Below are 24,681 nucleotides of genomic sequence, written 5' to 3'. Positions count from 1 at the left end.
CGTGCATAAACCCGGAGCCTGGCTGCGGAACGCGGTTGGTCGCGCAGCAGCACTGATCACAGTTGTGGCAGCACCGGCGTGCTAACCCGCACATCGGCATTCTGCGCGCGGTGGCGCAGCAGATGGTCCATCAACACGATGGCCATCATCGCCTCGGCGATTGGCGTGGCGCGGATACCCACGCACGGGTCGTGACGGCCCTTGGTGATGATATCCACCGGGTTGCCGTGAACATCAATCGAACGCCCCGGCGTGGTGATGCTCGACGTCGGCTTGAGTGCCAGGTGCGCAACAATTGGCTGACCACTGGAGAGACCACCAAGGATGCCGCCGGCGTTATTGGAGAGGAAACCTTCAGGGGTCATCTCGTCACGGTGCTCGGTGCCGCGCTGCGCAACGCTGGCGAAACCCGCGCCGATTTCCACACCCTTGACCGCGTTGATGCTCATCAGCGCATGGGCCAATTCGGCGTCCAGACGGTCGAAAATCGGCTCGCCCAGCCCCGGCATCACACCTTCGGCCACCACGGTGATCTTCGCCCCGACCGAATCCTGATCACGGCGCAGCTGGTCCATATAGGCTTCCAGCTCTGGCACCTTGTCCGGGTCAGGACTGAAGAAGGCGTTCTGCTCGACCGATTCCCAGCTCTTGAACGGAATCTCGATAGGGCCGAGTTGGCTCATATAGCCGCGAATCACGATGCCCTGGGTGGCCAGGTACTTCTTGGCGATGGCGCCGGCGGCGACGCGCATAGCAGTCTCGCGCGCCGAGCTACGGCCACCGCCACGGTAGTCACGCACGCCATACTTATGGTGGTAGGTGTAGTCAGCATGGGCCGGGCGGAAGGAGTCTTTGATCGCTGAGTAGTCCTTGGACTTCTGGTCGGTGTTGCGGATCAGCAGGCCGATCGAGCAACCGGTAGTCTTGCCTTCAAAGATGCCGGCAAGGATTTCCACCTCGTCGTCTTCCTGGCGCTGCGTGGTATGCCGGCTGGTACCCGGTTTGCGCCGATCGAGGTCGCGCTGCAGGTCTTCCAGGTTAATCTCCACCCCCGGCGGGCAGCCATCTACAATGGCGACCAACGCCGGGCCATGGCTTTCGCCAGCGGTGGTGACAGTGAACAGCTTGCCGTAGGTATTGCCGGACATGTGCAAAACGCTCCGCGAAAATCAGCTCCGAGGCTACGCCAACCCGCGCAGAACCCCACTTGAGTAAAGGCGGCGAGTATACCCGTGGCGTCCGCCCAGATCATCCTCGAACCTTCAGGGCGGATAAACGTCCAATCCGCTCACCCCTGGCAGTCCCTATCCATGACCCGAGTTCTTCTGTTACCCCTGCTCCTCTGCAGCACCCTGTTGCAAGCCGCCACGCCCAACACTGTAACTAGCAGCAACGCACACAGCAGCGCGCAACAAACCATGCGCCTGCACACCACGCAGGGCACGCTGCACGGCACGTTGCTCAAGCCCAGCGGCACAGAACCGGTGGCCGTTGCCCTGCTGATTGCCGGCTCCGGCCCCACCGACCGTGACGGCAACAACCCGGAAGGTGGCCAGAGCGATAGCCTCAAGCGCCTGGCGCAGAACCTGGCTAAACAGGGCATCGCCAGCCTGCGTTATGACAAACGCGGGGTGGCCGCCAGCCGCGCGGCCACGCCGGATGAGCGCGACCTCAGTGTCGAGCGTTATGTCAGCGATGCGGTAGGCTGGGCACAGCTGCTCAGGGCCGACCCGGGATTTGACCGGCTAATTCTGATCGGCCATAGCGAAGGCGCGCTGATTGCCAGCCTGGCTGCCGAACAGGCCCAGGCCGATGCCCTGGTGTCGATAGCGGGCAGTTCGCGACCGATTGATCAGCTGCTACGCGAACAGCTGGCTGCGCGCCTGCCGCCGCATCTGTTGGCGCAGAGCAATCAAATACTCGACCGCCTGCTGGCCGGGCAATTCAGCCCCAAGGTGCCTAAAGAGTTGCAGGTGCTGTTTCGCCCCAGTGTGCAGCCTTATTTGATCTCACTGCTGCGGCAGAACCCAGGCCAAGCTTTTGCTCGCTTGCAGATTCCGGCGCTGATCGTGCAAGGCAGCCACGACATTCAGGTCAGTGTCGCCGATGCCCACGCTTTGCAGGCCGCCAAGCCCGATGCCGAGTTGCTGATCATCCCCGGCATGAACCATATGCTGCGCATCAGCGCGCTGGATTTACCGGCGCAACTGGCCAGCTATGACAACCCTCGGTTACCGTTGGCGCAAGGGCTGGGCGAGCAGATCGCCCAGTTCATCCAGCGCAGCGGCAAAAAGCCAGCCTCCAGTTAGCCGAGCGGCGGCCGATAAGCGCATCAGGCGACACCCAAAGGTGTCGCGCACAGGACCGCCGCTTATGACCGACAGCCCCGCGCCGCCAACCGACACCGACGCCACTCAGCAGGACGTTGTCGAGCCCACCCACCCGTGGGCTGAGCTTGCCCCCGAGCATTTCAGCCTGCTGCGCCTGGCCCCCTTACCCACCGACCGCCACACTGGCGCGCGGCCGCTGCGCTTTATTCAGCTGGGCCGTGTCGAGCGCCTGGGCAAGCAACACAGCCTGCTGCGCCTGACCTTGCAGCTGCCCGGCCAACGCGTGCGCAAGGAGCAAAACATTCTTGAGGTTTGGGCCGACCATGAGCAACGTCTACTGAGCTTCGGCCCCGACAGCGGCCTGCTGGTACAACCGGAAAATCGTGGTCTGGGGCGCTTTATGCTGGCCCAGGGGATTAGCTGGGCACGCCAGCACTACGCCCACTATCAAGTGGCAAACACCATCCTGCCGAGCAAGGACGCCTTCAGTGAAGAAGCCCGCGCGCGCCGCGATCATTGCCTGCAGGCCCAGGGCTTTGTAATCGACTACCTCGACCCGCTGAAAATCAAAGCCCAGTGCGGCGCGCCACGGGTCAGCGCGCTGCATGGCGACTGGCATACGGAAAAGGTGCAGAGGGTCGAACTGCTGGACGCCGCCAATATGCTGCAGCAGGCCGATCAGAGCCTGCGCGAGCTGGAAGTGAAAGTGCGCAAACTGGAAGAACGCATCGAGGTTTTCAAACGCGAAGACGGCGGCTTGCGCTTCACCATCACCTGCCTAGTGGCCTTCTGCGTGTTTCAAGCGGGGCTGCTGATCTGGATTGCCACGCGCTAGCGAATGGTGCGGGCCTGGCGATACTGCCCTGGCGCCACGCCGTAAGCCTGCTTGAACTGCCGACTGAGATGGCTCTGGTCAGCAAAGCCCAATTGCATCGCCACACTCAGCGGCGCGCAGCCATTCCTTAATAAAGCGCGAGCCTGTTCCAGGCGGCGCTGCATCAACCAGCTATGCGGCGGCAGGCCGGTGGCGCGGCGAAACACTCGAGCGAAATGAAACGGCGACAAGCCCACCGCCTGCGCCAGTTGCTCCAGTGATGGCGGCGCTGCCAGCTGACTGGCCAGCAATTCCTTGGCGCGGCTGACGGCACGGGGTTCATCGCCCGGCGCCAGCCCTTCAGGCACGCGCGCATGGCGCTGAAACAGCAGCAAAATCGCCTCACGCCAGGCGGTTTGCAACTGCAGCGCCGGGGCCTGGCTGTCCAACAACTGATGCAGATTGCCGAACTGGCGATGCAGCTGCGGATCATGCAGCACGCTCAGGGCGAATGACGGCATGCCCTGCTGGCCCAGTTCCAGCTCGGCCAGCACACCGCAGACTTGCGCGTTGTCCGGGTAGAAGCCGCGGTAGTGCCAGCCCTGGTCGTGGGCCTTGGAACCGGTGTGCAGCTCATCCGGGTTGATCAGCACCATGCTGCCGGCCGGGGCCAGATGCTCGCTGCCACGGTGGCGAAAGCGCTGGGCACCCTCTTCGATCACCGTGAAGACAAAGCCTTCGTGCACGTGGGGCGAAAAGCGTTGCTCGATGTAGTGCGCGTGCAGCAGTTCGATACCGCCCAGTTCGCGCGCCTGCCAAAAACGTGTTTGTTCGGTACCCGCGTGCGCCATGCCTTAACCGCTGAAACGCGCCTCCAGTTGCTGCTTCATGCTCGGCCACTCGTGGTCAGTGATGCTGTACAGCACGGTGTCGTCCAAGCGCCCGTCAGCCAGGCGGCGATGGTTGCGCAGCACGCCCTCACGTTGTGCACCGAGCTTTTCGATAGCGCGTTGCGAGCGCAGATTACTGGCCGCTGTTTTCAGCTGCACTCGGACCATGCGCCAATTCTCGAAAGCGTGCTTGAGCATCAGGTACTTGATCATACTGTTAAGGCCCGTGCCGTGCTGGCGACGATCCAGCCAGGTCCAGCCGATTTCTGCGGCCGGCAGGCTGCTGACAAAGTCGGCAAAGCGGGTGGTGCCGACCAGTTGCTCACCCAGGCGGATCACCAACGGCAATGCACGCCCTGCACGCTGTTCGCTTAGGCCCTCGCGATACCAGTCAAGGCGCTGGGTGCCATTCATGTAAACCAACTCGGCGCGATTAGCCTCAGCCAGGCTGACCAACGCCGGAATGTCGGCATCGATCATCGGTTCGATGCGCAATCCGCCCCGTTGCAAGGTAATCAGTTGCGGCTTGAACATGGGAGCCCTCCTCAGACAACGTCACTGCCGCTTCACGCTAACAGCGCCCTCCTGGGTGCACAATCGACAACCGCATTAAGACCGGACGCTTGCGACCTTTGTCGTGCCTGACGCACCGCCACTTTGCTGCGAAACTGCCGCTCATTATCTGCCCTCGGTGCTGATGCGGTAGGCTTTCACAACCGCTGCGCTAGCCACTACGCCCCAGCAGCACCCGTCGTTTGTTTTTGGAGTATGCATGACCCTGTCTAGCGGGCTGATCGCCGCAGTGGCGCTGGCCTACATGGCCACTTTGTTTGCCATCGCCTTTTACGGCGACCGCCGTGAAGCGCCTATGCCGCCGCGGGTGCGGGCCTGGGTTTACAGCTTGTCGCTGGCGGTGTACTGCACCAGCTGGACGTTCTTTGGCGCGGTTGGCCAGGCCGCCGAACAGCTCTGGTCATTTCTGCCGATCTACCTCGGGCCGATCATCATCCTGGTCTTCGCACCTTGGGTGCTGCAGAAGATGGTGATGATCAGCAAGCAAGAGAACATCACCTCGATTGCTGACTTTATCGCCGCGCGCTACGGCAAATCCCAGGCCCTGGCGGTGGTCGTGGCCTTGGTTTGCCTGGTTGGCGTGTTGCCCTATATCGCTCTGCAGCTCAAGGGCATTGTGCTCGGGGTTAACCTGCTTATCGGTGCCGGCGCCGGCGCCAATGGCACCAGCGCGCAGGACACCGCGCTGATCGTGTCGCTAGTGCTGGCCCTGTTCACCATATTGTTTGGTACACGCAATCTGGATGTCACCGAGCACCATCGCGGCATGGTCCTGGCAATTGCCTTCGAGTCGCTGGTTAAGCTGCTGGCCTTTCTCGCCGTCGGCGCCTTTGTCACCTACGGCCTGTACAACGGCTTTACCGACCTGTTGACCCAGGCCAAGGCCAGCCCAGCCCTGGATAACTTCTGGGCGGAAACTGTGAACTGGCCGGCGATGATGACGCAGACCGGTCTGGCCATGATCGCCATCATCTGCCTGCCCAGGCAGTTTCATGTGACGGTAGTGGAAAACATCGAGCCCAAAGATCTTGGCTTGGCCCGCTGGGTGTTCCCCGCTTACCTGGTCCTCGCCGCGCTGTTTGTGGTGCCGATTGCCTTGGCCGGACAGATGCTGCTGCCGGCCGGCATCACCCCCGATTCTTTTGTAATCAGCCTGCCGCTGGCCGAAGCCCACCCGGCGCTGGCGCTGCTGGCGTTTATCGGCGGCGCATCAGCGGCCACCGGGATGGTGATTGTCGCCTCGGTGGCGCTGTCGACCATGATTTCAAACGACATGCTGCTGCCCTGGCTGTTGCGCCGGCAAAACACGGAACGCCCCTTTGAAGCCTTCCGCCACTGGATGCTGACCGCGCGCCGCGTCAGCATCGTGCTGATCCTGCTGCTGGCTTATGTGTGTTATCGCCTGCTCGGCTCCAATGCCAGCCTGGCGACCATCGGCCAAGTGTCCTTCGCCGCCATCGCCCAACTGGCGCCGGCGATGTTCGGTGCGCTGGTGTGGAAACAGGCCAACCGCCAGGGCGTATTTGCCGGGCTGTTTTTCGGTGCACTGATTTGGTTTTACACCCTGGTCATGCCCCTCGTCGCCCGCAGCCTCGGCTGGCCCGTGGGAGTCTTGCCGGGTATCGAAACCCTGCTATACGGGCCGCTTGGTTTTCAGGTCGACCCGCTGACCCGTGGTGTGGTGCTGTCGCTGGCGGGTAACTTCCTGCTGTTCGCCTGGGTCTCGTATTACTCGCGAACGCGGGTGGCTGAGCACTGGCAGGCCGGGCGATTTATTGGCCATGACCTGGGCAACAAACCGAGTAACCGCAGCATGCTCGCGGTGCAGGTCAGCGACCTGTTGCTGTTAGCCAACCGCTTTGTCGGCGAAGACCGCGCCCGCCAAAGCTTTATGCGTTTTGCCTACCGCCAGGGCAAAGGTTTCGACCCGAACCAGACGGCCAACAGTGACTGGATCGCGCACACCGAGCGTTTGTTAGCAGGCGTGCTGGGTGCCTCTTCGACCCGCGCTGTGGTCAAGGCCGCTATCGAAGGCCGCGAAATGCAGGTTGAGGATGTGGTGCGCATCGTCGATGAAGCCTCCGAGGTGCTGCAGTTCAACCGCGCGCTGCTGCAAGGCGCCATCGAAAACATTACGCAGGGCATCAGCGTGGTCGACCAATCCCTGCGGTTGGTGGCCTGGAACCACCGTTACATTGAGCTGTTCAACTACCCCGAAGGCCTTGTGTATGTAGGCCGTCCGGTGGCTGAATTGATCCGCTTCAATGCTGAACGCGGCTTGCTCGGCCCCGGCGATATTGATGAGCACGTCAGCAAGCGCCTGTTCTGGATGCGCCAAGGCACGCCCCACACCTCAGAGCGCCTGTTCCCCAACGGTCGATCGATTGAGCTGATCGGCAACCCGATGCCCGGCGGCGGCTTCGTGATGAGTTTTACTGACATCACCGAGTTCCGCGAGGCCGAGCGCGCCCTCAAGGACGCCAACGAAGGCCTCGAACAACGCGTCAGCGAGCGAACCCATGAACTGTCGCAACTGAATCAGGCGCTGACCGAAGCCAAAGGCGTAGCAGAAGCCGCTAACCAATCCAAAACCCGCTTTCTCGCCGCCGTCAGCCATGACCTGATGCAGCCCTTGAATGCCGCGCGGTTATTCTCTGCCGCGTTGTCTCATCAGGACGACGCACTGCCCCAGGACGCCCGCGAACTGGTGCGCCATCTCGACAGCTCACTGCGTTCGGCCGAAGACCTGATCAGCGACCTGCTGGATATCTCGCGCCTGGAAAACGGTCGTATCACCCCGGACCGCCATGCCTTTGTACTGAACAACCTGTTTGACACCCTCGGCGCGGAATTCAAGGTGCTGGCTGCCGAGCAGCGAGTAGACTTCCGCCTGCGCGGCAGCCGCCTGCGCGTGGACAGCGACATAAAACTGCTACGGCGTATCTTGCAGAACTTCCTGACCAATGCCTTCCGCTACGCCAAAGGCCGCGTGGTGCTGGGTGTGCGCCGCCAAGGCAATAACCTGTGCTTAGAAGTATGGGACCGCGGCCCAGGCATACCGGACGACAAGCGCAAGGTGATTTTTGAAGAGTTCAAGCGCCTGGACAGCCACCAGACCCGCGCCGAAAAAGGCTTGGGCTTGGGCTTGGCGATTGCTGATGGCTTGTGCCGCGTGCTCGGCCACAAGCTACAAGTGCGCTCCTGGCCGGGCAAGGGCAGCGTATTCAGTGTCACCGTTCCTTTGGCACTGAAGGCAGAAGCTCCTGCGCCGGTTGCCCAGATCGATCATCAAGGCCAACCACTGGCGGGTATCCAGGTGCTGTGCGTCGACAATGAAGACAGCATCCTCACCGGTATGCACAGCCTGCTATCGCGCTGGGGGTGCCAGGTATGGACGGCACGTAACCGTTTAGAGTGCGAGCACCTGCTCAGTGAAGACGTACGGCCGCAACTGGCGCTGGTGGACTTTCACCTGGATGACGGCGAAACCGGTACCGAACTGATGGCCTGGCTGCGCACGCGCCTGGGTGAGCCGCTACCGGGTGTGGTGATCAGCGCCGACGGCCGCCCCGAGCTGATCGCTCAGGTGCATGCCGCCGGTCTTGATTACCTGAGTAAACCCGTCAAGCCGGCGGCTTTGCGGGCGCTGCTAAGCCGCCATCTTAGCTTGCGCTGATTATCCCTGCTGACGCTGACGGAACAGCGCCTGGTGCACGCGGCACTGCTCGGCAGCGAGAAGGAACACGCCGTGGCCACCGCGCTCGAACTCTAACCAGGTGAAGTCCACTTCTGGGTACAGCGCTTCAACATGCACCTGGCTATTGCCGACTTCAACAATCAGCACGCCCTTCTCGGTCAAATGGTCCGCTGCTTGCGCCAGCATGCGCCGCACCAGATTCAGGCCATCCTCACCGCAGGCCAGGCCCAACTCGGGTTCGTGTTGGTATTCGGCCGGCATGTCGGCGAAGTCTTCGGCATCCACATAGGGCGGGTTGGAGACAATCAGGTCAAAACGCTGACCCGGTAGGCCGGCAAAACCATCGCCCTGCACGGTGTACACGCGCTCATCCAGGCCATGTCGCTCGATGTTCTGGTTGGCCACTTCCAGCGCGTCGTAGGACAGATCCGCCAGCACCACTTCCGCCTCAGGAAACTCATAGGCGCAGGCAATGCCGATGCAACCGGAGCCCGTGCATAGATCGAGAATCCGCGCCGGTTCCATCGCCAGCCAGGGCTCGAAGTGCTGCCCAATCAGCTCGCTAATCGGCGAGCGTGGAATCAGCACGCGCTCGTCGACGATAAACGGCATATTGCAAAACCAGGCTTCACCCAACAGATAGGCGGTTGGCACGCGCTCGTCGATACGCCGCGCAAGCAGCGCATGCAGGTGGGCATGCTCGTCGTCTTCGAGGCGGCAGTCGAGGTAGCTGTCGGCAATTTCGTAGGGCAGGTGTAAGGCTCCCAGTACCAACTGGCGCGCTTCGTCCCACGCATTGTCAGTGCCATGGCCGAAGAACAGCTCTTCAGTATGAAACCGACTGACCGCCCAGCGAATATAGTCACGCACGGTGCGCAGGCGAGTTGGGTAGGCATGTATAGCGTCGGTCACGGCAGCTCTCCGCAGAAAAAGTCGGCCATTCTAACAGCCTGCAGCGCTGCACTGGGCCAAGCAGCAGCGTGGCTGACAAGAGGCGAAGCATGGCTGACCGCATAGGCAGTCACGCTCGCAACGCAATGCTGCTGACGCATGACGGCCTCTGCTAGACGCAGCAATCAACACCTAAAACGCTCCCTGCCCACCTCCCGGCTACAGGTTTCTCTGGCTAGTAATACTCAAGTGGTGAGCACGCTCATCGCTGACAGAGGTTCACAGAAACGCAGCACGGGGGGACAATGCCCAATCCATCCATACCAGCCCGGAGTTCCTGCGATGTCGCACCCAAAAACAATGTTCGCCCTCACCGGTCGCGGTCATGCGCCTGCTAGCCTGAGCAACGCGACCTTGGTTGTTATTGATGCGCAAGAGGAATACCGCAGCGGCGTTTTACAGTTACCAGGCCTGGATGCAGCACTGGAAGAGGTCGCCAAATTGCTTGCCGCCGCACGCACCCTCGGCAGTGCCATAGTGCATGTAAAACACCTTGGCATCCCCGACGGCCTGCTCGATCCGCGCGGCCCGCGCGGCGCGCATCTGCCAGAAGCAGCGCCGTTGCCGGGGGAAATTATTGTCGAGAAACGCATGCCGAACGCCTTTAACGGCACCGACCTGCATGAGCGCTTGCAGTCGCTGGGGCACTTGGATCTGATCATCTGCGGATTTATGACCCACTCCAGCATCAGTACCACGGTACGCGCCACCAAAGATTATGGTTACCGCTGCACCGTGGTCGATGCAGCATGTGCGACCCGTGATCTGCCAAGCCTTGATGGTCAGATAATCAGTGCCGCCGACATGCACCGCGCTGAAATGATCGCCCTGGCCGATAACTTTGCCGCCGTAGTGCCGAACGCTAGCGCATTAATCTGAGCAGTCTGCCTCACAGTTACGCAAAGCCGTCACCAGCGTTGAACCACGTCCGCGCACGCCGGTCATACCGCCGATGACCACAGAGGAAAATGGCATGAAACTCTCCGATGGTTTTGATGCACGCCGCCTTCGTCCGCGTAATGCCAGTAACTGGCGTTTTCGCCTGGGCGCAGGCGCGGCCGCATTATTCGCCACGTTTGGTGTGCTCCTGGCTATGGCCGGCATCGCAACCCTGCTGGGTCAACCGGCCGCACTCGGTCCGCTCAACGAGTCACCGGCCGCTGCCAGCCTGTTTGTAATCTTCGGCTTGGTATTACTGGCGCTTGGCGTGCTGTTCTGGCGCCGAGTCAGACGCCGCTTGCGTCGTGCTAGCGAACTAAGCATGGCACCGCACCTGATGAAAAAGCGCGACTGAGTGCTTCCGGGCAACACGGATCTGGCAGCTTGGTTACACTAGCGGCCTTCGTGGAGGTCTAGATGCAAGACGACGATTTTTCCCTGTTTAAAGCCGAATTGCGCGGCGTCAAACCGATCAAGCATGACCGCGCCGACACCGGCAAACCCAAACCCAACCGCGCCCAACTCGCCACCCTGCGTCAGGCTGCTACTGCGCGCGTGGAGTCGATCAAAGTTGACGGTCTGTCCGACCAGTTTGTGATCGACGTAGGCGCCGAAGACCCGCTGCACTGGGCTGCCAACGGCGTTCAGGAAGGCCAGATGCGCAAGCTCAAGCTGGGTCAAATCAGCTTTGAAGGCAGTCTCGACCTTCACGGCATGACCGTAGAAAAAGCCCGCGACACCCTGTGGGAGTTTATTGCCGAGGCTAACAATCTAGAGGTGCGCTGCGTGCGCATCACCCACGGTAAGGCCGTGCGCATGGATGGCCGTAAGCCGATGATCAAAAGCCACGTCAATACCTGGCTGCGCCAACACCCTCAGGTGCTTGGCTTTACGTCCTGCCTGGCCAAACACGGCGGCACCGGAGCGGTTTACGTAATGCTCAAGCGCACCATGATGGATGGCCGTGACGAATAAACGGCATTGACTGAAGGCCTGCGCACTTGCCAGCCAGTGCCACGCGACCTAACCTGCGCCCTTTTGAAAGACCTACGAGATAGTCCATGTCCCTGGAACAACAATACACCGCGATCCTTGGCCAACTTGGCGAAGACGTATCCCGCGAAGGCTTGCTCGATACGCCTAAGCGCGCCGCTAAAGCCATGCAGTACCTGTGTAAGGGCTACCAGCAGAGCTTGGAAGAAGTCACCAATGGCGCGCTATTCAGCTCTGATAACAGCGAAATGGTGCTGGTGAAAAACATCGAACTGTACTCGCTGTGCGAGCACCACCTGTTGCCCTTTATCGGCAAAGCTCATGTTGCCTATATTCCCAACGGCAAAGTGCTTGGCTTGTCGAAAGTCGCGCGGATTGTCGATATGTACGCGCGCCGCTTACAGATCCAAGAAAACCTGAGCCGACAGATCGCCGAAGCCGTCCAACAGGTTACCGGCGCGCTCGGCGTCGCGGTGGTGATCGAGGCGCAGCATATGTGCATGATGATGCGCGGCGTGGAAAAGCAAAACTCAGCCATGGTCACCTCGGTGATGCTTGGCGAGTTTCGCGAAAACGCCGCAACCCGCGGCGAGTTCCTCAGCTTGATCAATACCTGAGCAACCCTTGCTACGAAGCGGGTTAAGCGCTGGCTTAATCAGATGGTCCCCTAACACCCCTTGAAATCAACACTTTCACGGGGTGTTTTTATATGTAGGTGACAGTCCTGATTTAGCAGACGACTCATCCGCTAAGCGTGGTGAAGATGTTAGCTCCAGCGAATGCGGCAGCCTGACAACGATGCACTGTTTAGTTGCCCATCAAGTGTTGGTGATGCGCGCGGATATTTTCGATGTGCAAAGTAAAACCCCCGACCAGTTTCCTGATCGGGGGTTTTGGTGTAGGTGCTTGACGATGACCTACTCTCACATGGGGAAACCCCACACTACCATCGGCGATGCATCGTTTCACTACTGAGTTCGGGATGGGATCAGGTGGTTCCAATGCTCTATGGTCGTCAAGCGATTCAGCTGGAGCCTCGTCGTTAGACGCTGCTCCGAATTGGGTATGTGATAAATGGTTTTGCAGTGCTTACAAATTTTCGGCTGTTGCGGTCTTCTGTATTAGACACACAAACATCAAATTGTTTGGGTGTTATATGGTCAAGCCTCACGGGCAATTAGTATTGGTTAGCTCAACGCCTCACAGCGCTTACACACCCAACCTATCAACGTCGTAGTCTTCGACGGCCCTTTAGGGAACTCAAGGTTCCAGTGAGATCTCATCTCGAGGCAAGTTTCCCGCTTAGATGCTTTCAGCGGTTATCTTTTCCGAACATAGCTACCCGGCAATGCCACTGGCGTGACAACCGGAACACCAGAGGTTCGTCCACTCCGGTCCTCTCGTACTAGGAGCAGCCCCTCTCAAATCTCAAACGTCCACGGCAGATAGGGACCGAACTGTCTCACGACGTTCTAAACCCAGCTCGCGTACCACTTTAAATGGCGAACAGCCATACCCTTGGGACCGGCTTCAGCCCCAGGATGTGATGAGCCGACATCGAGGTGCCAAACACCGCCGTCGATATGAACTCTTGGGCGGTATCAGCCTGTTATCCCCGGAGTACCTTTTATCCGTTGAGCGATGGCCCTTCCATACAGAACCACCGGATCACTAAGACCTACTTTCGTACCTGCTCGACGTGTCTGTCTCGCAGTCAAGCGCGCTTTTGCCTTTATACTCTACGACCGATTTCCGACCGGTCTGAGCGCACCTTCGTACTCCTCCGTTACTCTTTAGGAGGAGACCGCCCCAGTCAAACTACCCACCATACACTGTCCTCGATCCGGATAACGGACCAGAGTTAGAACCTCAAGGTTGCCAGGGTGGTATTTCAAGGTTGGCTCCACGCGAACTGGCGTCCACGCTTCAAAGCCTCCCACCTATCCTACACAAGCAAACTCAAAGTCCAGTGCAAAGCTATAGTAAAGGTTCACGGGGTCTTTCCGTCTAGCCGCGGATACACTGCATCTTCACAGCGATTTCAATTTCACTGAGTCTCGGGTGGAGACAGCGCCGCCATCGTTACGCCATTCGTGCAGGTCGGAACTTACCCGACAAGGAATTTCGCTACCTTAGGACCGTTATAGTTACGGCCGCCGTTTACCGGGGCTTCGATCAAGAGCTTCGCGTTAGCTAACCCCATCAATTAACCTTCCGGCACCGGGCAGGCGTCACACCCTATACGTCCACTTTCGTGTTTGCAGAGTGCTGTGTTTTTAATAAACAGTCGCAGCGGCCTGGTATCTTCGACCGGCATGGGCTTACGCAGTAAATGCTTCACCCTCACCGGCGCACCTTCTCCCGAAGTTACGGTGCCATTTTGCCTAGTTCCTTCACCCGAGTTCTCTCAAGCGCCTTGGTATTCTCTACCTAACCACCTGTGTCGGTTTGGGGTACGGTTCCTAATTACCTGAAGCTTAGAAGCTTTTCCTGGAAGCATGGCATCAACCACTTCGTCATCTAAAAGATAACTCGTCATCAGTTCTCGGCCTTGAACGCCCGGATTTACCTAAGCATTCAGCCTACCACCTTAAACACGGACAACCAACGCCGTGCTGGCCTAGCCTTCTCCGTCCCTCCATCGCAGTAATTAGAAGTACGGGAATATTAACCCGTTTCCCATCGACTACGCATTTCTGCCTCGCCTTAGGGGCCGACTCACCCTGCGTCGATTAACGTTGCGCAGGAAACCTTGGTCTTTCGGCGTGGGAGTTTTTCACTCCCATTGTCGTTACTCATGTCAGCATTCGCACTTCTGATACCTCCAGCAAGCTTCTCAACTCACCTTCACAGGCTTACAGAACGCTCCTCTACCGCTCATCCTAAGATGAACCCGTAGCTTCGGTGTATGGTTTGAGCCCCGTTACATCTTCCGCGCAGGCCGACTCGACTAGTGAGCTATTACGCTTTCTTTAAAGGGTGGCTGCTTCTAAGCCAACCTCCTAGCTGTCTAAGCCTTCCCACATCGTTTCCCACTTAACCATAACTTTGGGACCTTAGCTGACGGTCTGGGTTGTTTCCCTTTTCACGACGGACGTTAGCACCCGCCGTGTGTCTCCCGTGCTGACACTTGTTGGTATTCGGAGTTTGCATCGGTTTGGTAAGTCGGGATGACCCCCTAGCCGAAACAGTGCTCTACCCCCAACAGTGATACACGAGGCGCTACCTAAATAGCTTTCGAGGAGAACCAGCTATCTCCGAGCTTGATTAGCCTTTCACTCCGATCCACAGGTCATCCGCTAACTTTTCAACGGTAGTCGGTTCGGTCCTCCAGTTAGTGTTACCCAACCTTCAACCTGCCCATGGATAGATCGCCCGGTTTCGGGTCTATACCCAGCGACTGTCGCCCTATTAAGACTCGCTTTCGCTACGCCTCCCCTATTCGGTTAAGCTCGCCACTGAATATAAGTCGCTGACCCATTATACAAAAGGTACGCAGTCACCCAACAAAGTGGGCTCCCACTGCTTGTACGCATACGGTTTCAGGATCTATTTCACTCCCCTCTCCGGGGTTCTTTTCGCCTTTCCCTCACGGTACTAGTTCACTATCGGTCAGTCAGTAGTATTTAGCCTTGGAGGATGGTCCCCCCATATTCAGACAAAGTTTCTCGTGCTCCGTCCTACTCGATTTCATTGATAAGAGAATTTCGTGTACGGGGCTATCACCCACTACGGCGGCACTTTCCAGAGCCTTCCACTATTCTCAAATCAACTTAAGGGCTAGTCCCCGTTCGCTCGCCACTACTAAGGGAATCTCGGTTGATTTCTATTCCTCAGGGTACTTAGATGTTTCAGTTCCCCTGGTTCGCCTTACACACCTATGTATTCAGTGTGTAATAACCAGCTTATGCTGGCTGGGTTCCCCCATTCAGAGATCTCCGGATCAAAGTCTGTTTGCCGACTCCCCGGAGCTTATCGCAGGCTACAACGTCTTTCATCGCCTCTGACTGCCAAGGCATCCACCGTATGCGCTTCTTCACTTGACCATATAACCCCAAGCAATCTGGTTATTGTCTAATAACGTGAAGACGACATTCGCCGAAAATTTGCAATTGAGAACTACAAATTTTACCTTGACCAAATTAATTACCAGTGAAAGTAATCAATCAGTCACTTCTATCACATACCCAAATTTTTAAAGAACGATTTTCTTACTGGTCAAAGACCAGAAATCAACATTCATCTGCTTTTTGCAGGAACGTTCATTTCTGAACTCTAAAACGAGGCTGTATATGGTGGAGCCAAGCGGGATCGAACCGCTGACCTCCTGCGTGCAAGGCAGGCGCTCTCCCAGCTGAGCTATGGCCCCATATTCTTACAAGGCCAAACCCCACAACAATTGGTGGGTCTGGGCAGATTCGAACTGCCGACCTCACCCTTATCAGGGGTGCGCTCTAACCAACTGAGCTACAGACCCAATCGTCTTTTTCAATGAATCAAGCAATTCGTGTGGGAACTTATGAAGAAGCTGAAGTCTTCGATTAAGGAGGTGATCCAGCCGCAGGTTCCCCTACGGCTACCTTGTTACGACTTCACCCCAGTCATGAATCACACCGTGGTAACCGTCCCCCTTGCGGTTAGACTAGCTACTTCTGGTGCAACCCACTCCCATGGTGTGACGGGCGGTGTGTACAAGGCCCGGGAACGTATTCACCGTGACATTCTGATTCACGATTACTAGCGATTCCGACTTCACGCAGTCGAGTTGCAGACTGCGATCCGGACTACGATCGGTTTTATGGGATTAGCTCCACCTCGCGGCTTGGCAACCCTTTGTACCGACCATTGTAGCACGTGTGTAGCCCTGGCCGTAAGGGCCATGATGACTTGACGTCATCCCCACCTTCCTCCGGTTTGTCACCGGCAGTCTCCTTAGAGTTCCCACCATTACGTGCTGGTAACTAAGGACAAGGGTTGCGCTCGTTACGGGACTTAACCCAACATCTCACGACACGAGCTGACGACAGCCATGCAGCACCTGTGTCTGAGTTCCCGAAGGCACCAATCTATCTCTAGAAAGTTCTCAGCATGTCAAGGCCAGGTAAGGTTCTTCGCGTTGCTTCGAATTAAACCACATGCTCCACCGCTTGTGCGGGCCCCCGTCAATTCATTTGAGTTTTAACCTTGCGGCCGTACTCCCCAGGCGGTCAACTTAATGCGTTAGCTGCGCCACTAAGAGTTCAAGACTCCCAACGGCTAGTTGACATCGTTTACGGCGTGGACTACCAGGGTATCTAATCCTGTTTGCTCCCCACGCTTTCGCACCTCAGTGTCAGTACCAGTCCAGGTAGTCGCCTTCGCCACTGGTGTTCCTTCCTATATCTACGCATTTCACCGCTACACAGGAAATTCCACTACCCTCTACCGTACTCTAGCTCAGCAGTTTTGGATGCAGTTCCCAGGTTGAGCCCGGGGATTTCACATCCAACTTACTGAACCACCTACGCGCGCTTTACGCCCAGTAATTCCGATTAACGCTTGCACCCTTCGTATTACCGCGGCTGCTGGCACGAAGTTAGCCGGTGCTTATTCTGTCGGTAACGTCAAAGTAGCAACGTATTAAGTTACTACCCTTCCTCCCAACTTAAAGTGCTTTACAATCCGAAGACCTTCTTCACACACGCGGCATGGCTGGATCAGGCTTTCGCCCATTGTCCAATATTCCCCACTGCTGCCTCCCGTAGGAGTCTGGACCGTGTCTCAGTTCCAGTGTGACTGATCATCCTCTCAGACCAGTTACGGATCGTCGCCTTGGTGAGCCATTACCTCACCAACTAGCTAATCCGACCTAGGCTCATCTAATGGCGCGAGGCCCGAAGGTCCCCCGCTTTCTCCCGTAGGACGTATGCGGTATTAGCGTCCGTTTCCGAACGTTATCCCCCACCACTAGGCAGATTCCTAGGCATTACTCACCCGTCCGCCGCTCTCAAGAGAAGCAAGCTTCTCTCTACCGCTCGACTTGCATGTGTTAGGCCTGCCGCCAGCGTTCAATCTGAGCCATGATCAAACTCTTCAGTTCAATACTGCTTGGGTTTTGAGAAAACCCTAAACTTAGCTCAGCAATCGTTGGTTACATCTTTGATTTCTCGCGGAGTAACTTGTGATGCTGATAATCTTGCGACTAGCAGTCTTACCTCACAAGCACCCACACGAATTGCTTGATTCAGTTGTTAAAGAGCAGTTGGTTAAGTCTTTCGTCTCAACCGAGGCGCGAATTCTACAGCAGCCTCATCTTTCGTCAAGCTGTTTTTCGAAGTTCTTTTCTAAAAGCGCTTTCTACTCAACAACTTGCGTTACATCTCACTGGCTGTGATTTTGATCGCTCAAAACTTCATGCCTGTACTAATAGTAAAACCCCCGACCAGTTTCCTGATCGGGGGTTTTGGTGTAGGTGCTTGACGATGACCTACTCTCACATGGGGAAACCCCACACTACCATCGGCGATGCATCGTTTCACTACTGAGTTCGGGATGGGATCAGGTGGTTCCAATGCTCTATGGTCGTCAAGCGATTCAGCTGGAGCCTCGTCGTTAGACGCTGCTCCGAATTGGGTATGTGATAAATGGTTTTGCAGTGCTTACAAATTTTCGGCTGTTGCGGTCTTCTGTATTAGACACACAAACATCAAATTGTTTGGGTGTTATATGGTCAAGCCTCACGGGCAATTAGTATTGGTTAGCTCAACGCCTCACAGCGCTTACACACCCAACCTATCAACGTCGTAGTCTTCGACGGCCCTTTAGGGAACTCAAGGTTCCAGTGAGATCTCATCTCGAGGCAAGTTTCCCGCTTAGATGCTTTCAGCGGTTATCTTTTCCGAACATAGCTACCCGGCAATGCCACTGGCGTGACAACCGGAACACCAGAGGTTCGTCCACTCCGGTCCTCTCGTACTAGGAGCAGCCCCTCTCAAATCTCAAACGTCCACGGCAGATAGGGACCGAACTGTCTCACGACGTTCTAAACCCAGCTCGCGTACCACTTTAAATGGCGAACAGCCATACCCTTGGGACCGGCTTCAGCCCCAGGATGTGATGAGCCGACATCGAGGTGCCAAACACCGCCGTCGATATGAACTCTTGGGCGGTATCAGCCTGTTATCCCCGGAGTACCTTTTATCCGTTGAGCGATGGCCCTTCCATACAGAACCACCGGATCACTAAGACCTACTTTCGTACCTGCTCGACGTGTCTGTCTCGCAGTCAAGCGCGCTTTTGCCTTTATACTCTACGACCGATTTCCGACCGGTCTGAGCGCACCTTCGTACTCCTCCGTTACTCTTTAGGAGGAGACCGCCCCAGTCAAACTACCCACCATACACTGTCCTCGATCCGGATAACGGACCAGAGTTAGAACCTCAAGGTTGCCAGGGTGGTATTTCAAGGTTGGCTCCACGCGAACTGGCGTCCACGCTTCAAAGCCTCCCACCTATCCTACACAAGCAAACTCAAAGTCCAGTGCAAAGCTATAGTAAAGGTTCACGGGGTCTTTCCGTCTAGCCGCGGATACACTGCATCTTCACAGCGATTTCAATTTCACTGAGTCTCGGGTGGAGACAGCGCCGCCATCGTTACGCCATTCGTGCAGGTCGGAACTTACCCGACAAGGAATTTCGCTACCTTAGGACCGTTATAGTTACGGCCGCCGTTTACCGGGGCTTCGATCAAGAGCTTCGCGTTAGCTAACCCCATCAATTAACCTTCCGGCACCGGGCAGGCGTCACACCCTATACGTCCACTTTCGTGTTTGCAGAGTGCTGTGTTTTTAATAAACAGTCGCAGCGGCCTGGTATCTTCGACCGGCATGGGCTTACGCAGTAAATGCTTCACCCTCACCGGCGCACCTTCTCCCGAAGTTACGGTGCCATTTTGCCTAGTTCCTTCACCCGAGTTCTCTCAAGCGCCTTGGTATTCTCTACCTAACCACCTGTGTCGGTTTGGGGTACGGTTCCTAATTACCTGAAGCTTAGAAGCTTTTCCTGGAAGCATGGCATCAACCACTTCGTCATCTAAAAGATAACTCGTCATCAGTTCTCGGCCTTGAACGCCCGGATTTACCTAAGCATTCAGCCTACCACCTTAAACACGGACAACCAACGCCGTGCTGGCCTAGCCTTCTCCGTCCCTCCATCGCAGTAATTAGAAGTACGGGAATATTAACCCGTTTCCCATCGACTACGCATTTCTGCCTCGCCTTAGGGGCCGACTCACCCTGCGTCGATTAACGTTGCGCAGGAAACCTTGGTCTTTCGGCGTGGGAGTTTTTCACTCCCATTGTCGTTACTCATGTCAGCATTCGCACTTCTGATACCTCCAGCAAGCTTCTCAACTCACCTTCACAGGCTTACAGAACGCTCCTCTACCGCTCATCCTAAGATGAACCCGTAGCTTCGGTGTATGGTTTGAGCCCCGTTACATCTTCCGCGCAGGCCGACTCGACTAGTGAGCTATTACGCTTTCTTTAAAGGGTGGCTGCTTCTAAGCCAACCTCCTAGCTGTCTAAGCCTTCCCACATCGTTTCCCACTTAACCATAACTTTGGGACCTTAGCTGACGGTCTGGGTTGTTTCCCTTTTCACGACGGACGTTAGCACCCGCCGTGTGTCTCCCGTGCTGACACTTGTTGGTATTCGGAGTTTGCATCGGTTTGGTAAGTCGGGATGACCCCCTAGCCGAAACAGTGCTCTACCCCCAACAGTGATACACGAGGCGCTACCTAAATAGCTTTCGAGGAGAACCAGCTATCTCCGAGCTTGATTAGCCTTTCACTCCGATCCACAGGTCATCCGCTAACTTTTCAACGGTAGTCGGTTCGGTCCTCCAGTTAGTGTTACCCAACCTTCAACCTGCCCATGGATAGATCGCCCGGTTTCGGGTCTATACCCAGCGACTGTCGCCCTATTAAGACTCGCTTTCGCTACGCCTCCCCTATTCGGTTAAGCTCGCCACTGAATATAAGTCGCTGACCCATTATACAAAAGGTACGCAGTCACCCAACAAAGTGGGCTCCCACTGCTTGTACGCATACGGTTTCAGGATCTATTTCACTCCCCTCTCCGGGGTTCTTTTCGCCTTTCCCTCACGGTACTAGTTCACTATCGGTCAGTCAGTAGTATTTAGCCTTGGAGGATGGTCCCCCCATATTCAGACAAAGTTTCTCGTGCTCCGTCCTACTCGATTTCATTGATAAGAGAATTTCGTGTACGGGGCTATCACCCACTACGGCGGCACTTTCCAGAGCCTTCCACTATTCTCAAATCAACTTAAGGGCTAGTCCCCGTTCGCTCGCCACTACTAAGGGAATCTCGGTTGATTTCTATTCCTCAGGGTACTTAGATGTTTCAGTTCCCCTGGTTCGCCTTACACACCTATGTATTCAGTGTGTAATAACCAGCTTATGCTGGCTGGGTTCCCCCATTCAGAGATCTCCGGATCAAAGTCTGTTTGCCGACTCCCCGGAGCTTATCGCAGGCTACAACGTCTTTCATCGCCTCTGACTGCCAAGGCATCCACCGTATGCGCTTCTTCACTTGACCATATAACCCCAAGCAATCTGGTTATTGTCTAATAACGTGAAGACGACATTCGCCGAAAATTTGCAATTGAGAACTACAAATTTTACCTTGACCAAATTAATTACCAGTGAAAGTAATCAATCAGTCACTTCTATCACATACCCAAATTTTTAAAGAACGATTTTCTTACTGGTCAAAGACCAGAAATCAACATTCATCTGCTTTTTGCAGGAACGTTCATTTCTGAACTCTAAAACGAGGCTGTATATGGTGGAGCCAAGCGGGATCGAACCGCTGACCTCCTGCGTGCAAGGCAGGCGCTCTCCCAGCTGAGCTATGGCCCCATATTCTTACAAGGCCAAACCCCACAACAATTGGTGGGTCTGGGCAGATTCGAACTGCCGACCTCACCCTTATCAGGGGTGCGCTCTAACCAACTGAGCTACAGACCCAATCGTCTTTTTCAATGAATCAAGCAATTCGTGTGGGAACTTATGAAGAAGCTGAAGTCTTCGATTAAGGAGGTGATCCAGCCGCAGGTTCCCCTACGGCTACCTTGTTACGACTTCACCCCAGTCATGAATCACACCGTGGTAACCGTCCCCCTTGCGGTTAGACTAGCTACTTCTGGTGCAACCCACTCCCATGGTGTGACGGGCGGTGTGTACAAGGCCCGGGAACGTATTCACCGTGACATTCTGATTCACGATTACTAGCGATTCCGACTTCACGCAGTCGAGTTGCAGACTGCGATCCGGACTACGATCGGTTTTATGGGATTAGCTCCACCTCGCGGCTTGGCAACCCTTTGTACCGACCATTGTAGCACGTGTGTAGCCCTGGCCGTAAGGGCCATGATGACTTGACGTCATCCCCACCTTCCTCCGGTTTGTCACCGGCAGTCTCCTTAGAGTTCCCACCATTACGTGCTGGTAACTAAGGACAAGGGTTGCGCTCGTTACGGGACTTAACCCAACATCTCACGACACGAGCTGACGACAGCCATGCAGCACCTGTGTCTGAGTTCCCGAAGGCACCAATCTATCTCTAGAAAGTTCTCAGCATGTCAAGGCCAGGTAAGGTTCTTCGCGTTGCTTCGAATTAAACCACATGCTCCACCGCTTGTGCGGGCCCCCGTCAATTCATTTGAGTTTTAACCTTGCGGCCGTACTCCCCAGGCGGTCAACTTAATGCGTTAGCTGCGCCACTAAGAGTTCAAGACTCCCAACGGCTAGTTGACATCGTTTACGGCGTGGACTACCAGGGTATCTAATCCTGTTTGCTCCCCACGCTTTCGCACCTCAGTGTCAGTACCAGTCCAGGTAGTCGCCTTCGCCACTGGTGTTCCTTCCTATATCTACGCATTTCACCGCTACACAGGAAATTCCACTACCCTCTACCGTACTCTAGCTCAGCAGTTTTGGATGCAGTTCCCAGGTTGAGCCCGGGGATTTCACATCCAACTTACTGAACCACCTACGCGCGCTTTACGCCCAGTAATTCCGATTAACGCTTGCACCCTTCGTATTACCGCGGCTGCTGGCACGAAGTTAGCCGGTGCTTATTCTGTCGGTAACGTCAAAGTAGCAACGTATTAAGTTACTACCCTTCCTCCCAACTTAAAGTGCTTTACAATCCGAAGACCTTCTTCACACACGCGGCATGGCTGGATCAGGCTTTCGCCCATTGTCCAATATTCCCCACTGCTGCCTCCCGTAGGAGTCTGGACCGTGTCTCAGTTCCAGTGTGACTGATCATCCTCTCAGACCAGTTACGGATCGTCGCCTTGGTGAGCCATTACCTCACCAACTAGCTAATCCGACCTAGGCTCATCTAATGGCGCGAGGCCCGAAGGTCCCCCGCTTTCTCCCGTAGGACGTATGCGGTATTAGCGTCCGTTTCCGAACGTTATCCCCCACCACTAGGCAGATTCCTAGGCATTACTCACCCGTCCGCCGCTCTCAAGAGAAGCAAGCTTCTCTCTACCGCTCGACTTGCATGTGTTAGGCCTGCCGCCAGCGTTCAATCTGAGCCATGATCAAACTCTTCAGTTCAATACTGCTTGGGTTTTGAGAAAACCCTAAACTTAGCTCAGCAATCGTTGGTTACATCTTTGATTTCTCGCGGAGTAACTTGTGATGCTGATAATCTTGCGACTAGCAGTCTTACCTCACAAGCACCCACACGAATTGCTTGATTCAGTTGTTAAAGAGCAGTTGGTTAAGTCTTTCGTCTCAACCGAGGCGCGAATTCTACAGCAGCCTCATCTTTCGTCAAGCTGTTTTTCGAAGTTCTTTTCTAAAAGCGCTTTCTACTCAACCACTTACACTTTCGATCATCTTACCGATTCTCGTCAGCGGGAGGCGAATCTTACAGCGTTTGAAACCGCTGTCAACTGCCTCTTTACCGCTTGCGATCATCTCGACCGAACCACCGACAAAACCAAACATCTACCCTGTCAGCCCGGCGCATTCTACGCAGCTTTTGCGGCTTTGCAACCCCCAACCAAATCTAACTCATTGTTTAGCAAGCAGTTTAAGGATTGCATGCACCCAGACAGCTACGCTAATCGCGTGATTGCGATGCACAACCACACATATATCCAGAGATTTGCGGAGCCTGCAGAAACGACAAAGCCGTTGAAGCTGACGCTTCAACGGCTTTGCAGGAACAACCATTCGCGAGCTTAGCGCCCATCAATAACACCGAACGCCACGAGCAAGACAGCATGAATGTAAGCTAGAAAACAACGCCTTAACAACTACCAAGCCGTTCGCCCTCAATCAAGAGAGAGACGCCTCGTGCTAACGACCTGTTATTGAAGCACCATCAAGACGACATCAAAGTAATGAACCAAGCCACCACACAAACCTGTCGCACTGAATCGCCCCAGAACAAGGGTTAGCATCTATATGATGGAGACCACATTACTCTGACGGCTCCGCACCTACGGACACTACCCACCCCTCTCCGCCTAAAAAATCAGGGCACACCCTCCCCGACCAAACACAATGCTCAGGCTTACCTGTCGACAACGAGGGCGATCCGGGCCACGACGATCACCCACGGGCCCCTACCTCACGCCCACATGAGCGAGTACCGCACTCTGACCAGAGGCCTCGAAGGATAGATCATCAACAAGGGCAGCCAATAGAGCGCCTGGCCGAAATCGGATTGCGGTGGCTGCCACTGCCCTTTGAAAAGAGGACTACTGAAGATCGCTGCCAGATCCCTGCGCGTGTAATGCTTCTCCTCTGCGCTTCTGCTCTCAGAGCGTCGAGCAGCCTTGGCAATACTCCTGAGCATTCCTGATGCAGAGATCGGCTCCTCGCTGATAGCTGCAAGCCTTTGTACGGCAAAGCTCATGACAGCAGACATTGCCCGCAATTGCTTCTTAACCGTTGCAAGCCCTGCAGTTGGGAGCCCCTCCGCCTCTGCTTTAGCTATCAAGTCTGGCGCTGCCAGCCCTCTGATACCCTCACCCTTGGTGGGCAACTTGCTTAGGGACGCCTTGAACTCCTGACACAGCGCTCGACTTATCCGCGATACCGGAAGGTCGCCGTAAGTCACTGAGATCCTCAGGCTTGATTTCCCAGGATTCTAGAACAGCTTTCGCCCAGCGATCAGCTAGCTTGGGAGCATCGGAAGCAAGGATACGAGGACGACCAGCGAGATGATCCTTTGCTGCCAGAAAAAGCTCTTCGCAGCGGATGAGTTCTGCAGCAAAACGAGGACGGGCAGTGGCGAAGTCTTTAGTCCCGAGAGAGACCTTCCATTCGCGCTTGCCGATGATTTGACGGATGTTTTGGGGAACTTCACGGCGGAGGTAAAAAATCCCCGATTGAGGATGCTTCCACGGCTCGGTCATGACACACATCTGTACCACCTCTCTGTACCAACGGGGCAGAAAGGCGAATCTT

12 protein-coding genes, 4 tRNA genes and 6 rRNA genes are annotated in these 24,681 nt (G+C 56.0%); 7 read left to right on the top strand and 15 right to left on the bottom strand.

The window, feature by feature from the left end:
* Nucleotides 1-56: 56 nt before the first annotated feature.
* Entirely contained in the window at nucleotides 57-1,148 is a 1,092-nt protein-coding gene (gene aroC, locus AC0J6G_RS05520) for a chorismate synthase (RefSeq protein ID WP_475252021.1), read from the bottom strand.
* A 162-nt stretch (nucleotides 1,149-1,310) separates the two neighbouring features.
* Between aroC and AC0J6G_RS05515 the strand changes: the two genes are divergently transcribed.
* Together AC0J6G_RS05515 and AC0J6G_RS05510 are read left to right on the top strand one after the other, a co-directional pair.
* Nucleotides 1,311-2,309, top strand: a complete 999-nt coding sequence (locus tag AC0J6G_RS05515; RefSeq protein ID WP_475252019.1) for an alpha/beta hydrolase — start codon at nucleotides 1,311-1,313, stop codon at nucleotides 2,307-2,309.
* Between the two features lie 64 nt (nucleotides 2,310-2,373).
* Nucleotides 2,374-3,165 (top strand): hypothetical protein, encoded by a 792-nt coding sequence (locus tag AC0J6G_RS05510; protein WP_475252017.1) that lies wholly within the window; start codon nucleotides 2,374-2,376, stop codon nucleotides 3,163-3,165.
* Here AC0J6G_RS05510 and AC0J6G_RS05505 read toward each other — a convergent pair.
* Nucleotides 3,162-3,995 (bottom strand): helix-turn-helix transcriptional regulator, encoded by an 834-nt coding sequence (locus AC0J6G_RS05505; RefSeq protein WP_475252015.1) that lies wholly within the window; start codon nucleotides 3,993-3,995, stop codon nucleotides 3,162-3,164. The two genes, AC0J6G_RS05510 and AC0J6G_RS05505, sit on opposite strands and share 4 nt — an antisense overlap.
* A gap of 3 nt (nucleotides 3,996-3,998) precedes the next feature.
* The gene (locus tag AC0J6G_RS05500) at nucleotides 3,999-4,568 is read right to left on the bottom strand and encodes a GNAT family N-acetyltransferase (RefSeq protein WP_475252013.1); all 570 of its coding nucleotides are present in this window, start codon (nucleotides 4,566-4,568) and stop codon (nucleotides 3,999-4,001) included.
* A gap of 238 nt (nucleotides 4,569-4,806) precedes the next feature.
* Between AC0J6G_RS05500 and AC0J6G_RS05495 the strand changes: the two genes are divergently transcribed.
* Entirely contained in the window at nucleotides 4,807-8,283 is a 3,477-nt protein-coding gene (locus AC0J6G_RS05495) for a hybrid sensor histidine kinase/response regulator (RefSeq protein ID WP_475252011.1), read from the top strand.
* Here the strand turns inward: AC0J6G_RS05495 and prmB are convergent, their stop codons facing one another.
* Nucleotides 8,284-9,204, bottom strand: coding sequence for a 50S ribosomal protein L3 N(5)-glutamine methyltransferase (gene prmB / locus AC0J6G_RS05490; RefSeq protein ID WP_475253609.1), 921 nt, complete (start codon nucleotides 9,202-9,204; stop codon nucleotides 8,284-8,286).
* Nucleotides 9,205-9,537: 333 nt separating this feature from the next.
* Here prmB and AC0J6G_RS05485 point away from each other — a divergent pair, with 333 nt between their 5' ends.
* The 4 genes from AC0J6G_RS05485 (at nucleotide 9,538) to folE (ending at nucleotide 11,804) form a co-directional block, all read left to right on the top strand.
* Complete coding sequence (locus tag AC0J6G_RS05485; RefSeq protein ID WP_475252009.1) at nucleotides 9,538-10,134, top strand: cysteine hydrolase family protein; 597 nt, start codon at nucleotides 9,538-9,540, stop codon at nucleotides 10,132-10,134.
* Between the two features lie 94 nt (nucleotides 10,135-10,228).
* The gene (locus AC0J6G_RS05480; protein ID WP_475252007.1) at nucleotides 10,229-10,549 is read left to right on the top strand and encodes an LPXTG cell wall anchor domain-containing protein; all 321 of its coding nucleotides are present in this window, start codon (nucleotides 10,229-10,231) and stop codon (nucleotides 10,547-10,549) included.
* A 62-nt stretch (nucleotides 10,550-10,611) separates the two neighbouring features.
* Entirely contained in the window at nucleotides 10,612-11,169 is a 558-nt protein-coding gene (locus tag AC0J6G_RS05475; RefSeq protein WP_475252005.1) for a Smr/MutS family protein, read from the top strand.
* Nucleotides 11,170-11,255: 86 nt separating this feature from the next.
* On the top strand, nucleotides 11,256-11,804 hold the full coding sequence (gene folE / locus AC0J6G_RS05470) for a GTP cyclohydrolase I FolE (protein WP_475252003.1): 549 nt from the start codon (nucleotides 11,256-11,258) through the stop codon (nucleotides 11,802-11,804).
* A 287-nt stretch (nucleotides 11,805-12,091) separates the two neighbouring features.
* On the opposite strand, the gene rrf (AC0J6G_RS05465) is transcribed toward folE, so the two are convergent.
* From rrf (AC0J6G_RS05465) to AC0J6G_RS05415, 11 genes are all read right to left on the bottom strand, one after another.
* A 5S ribosomal RNA gene (rrf, locus tag AC0J6G_RS05465) occupies nucleotides 12,092-12,207 on the bottom strand.
* Nucleotides 12,208-12,343: 136 nt separating this feature from the next.
* Nucleotides 12,344-15,233: ribosomal RNA gene (locus AC0J6G_RS05460) — 23S ribosomal RNA — on the bottom strand.
* Between the two features lie 247 nt (nucleotides 15,234-15,480).
* A tRNA-Ala gene (locus AC0J6G_RS05455) sits at nucleotides 15,481-15,556 on the bottom strand.
* A 31-nt stretch (nucleotides 15,557-15,587) separates the two neighbouring features.
* Nucleotides 15,588-15,664: transfer RNA gene (locus AC0J6G_RS05450), tRNA-Ile, on the bottom strand.
* A gap of 65 nt (nucleotides 15,665-15,729) precedes the next feature.
* Nucleotides 15,730-17,266: ribosomal RNA gene (locus AC0J6G_RS05445) — 16S ribosomal RNA — on the bottom strand.
* A 374-nt stretch (nucleotides 17,267-17,640) separates the two neighbouring features.
* Nucleotides 17,641-17,756: ribosomal RNA gene (rrf, locus tag AC0J6G_RS05440) — 5S ribosomal RNA — on the bottom strand.
* A gap of 136 nt (nucleotides 17,757-17,892) precedes the next feature.
* A 23S ribosomal RNA gene (locus AC0J6G_RS05435) occupies nucleotides 17,893-20,782 on the bottom strand.
* A 247-nt stretch (nucleotides 20,783-21,029) separates the two neighbouring features.
* Nucleotides 21,030-21,105 (bottom strand) — tRNA-Ala (locus AC0J6G_RS05430).
* A 31-nt stretch (nucleotides 21,106-21,136) separates the two neighbouring features.
* Nucleotides 21,137-21,213: transfer RNA gene (locus AC0J6G_RS05425), tRNA-Ile, on the bottom strand.
* A 65-nt stretch (nucleotides 21,214-21,278) separates the two neighbouring features.
* Nucleotides 21,279-22,815: ribosomal RNA gene (locus AC0J6G_RS05420) — 16S ribosomal RNA — on the bottom strand.
* Together the 16S, 23S and 5S rRNA genes with 4 tRNA genes alongside form the textbook arrangement of a ribosomal RNA operon.
* Before the next feature lie 1,424 nt (nucleotides 22,816-24,239).
* Nucleotides 24,240-24,629: a DUF6538 domain-containing protein gene (locus AC0J6G_RS05415; RefSeq protein WP_475252001.1), complete on the bottom strand. Its 390-nt coding sequence runs from the start codon at nucleotides 24,627-24,629 to the stop codon at nucleotides 24,240-24,242.
* Nucleotides 24,630-24,681: the final 52 nt, after the last annotated feature.

It is taken from the genome of Pseudomonas sp. TS_SC_3 (assembly GCF_056156225.1).
The sequence above is the reverse complement of the archived record's forward strand: the minus strand, read 5'-3'. Positions and strand labels throughout refer to the sequence as shown.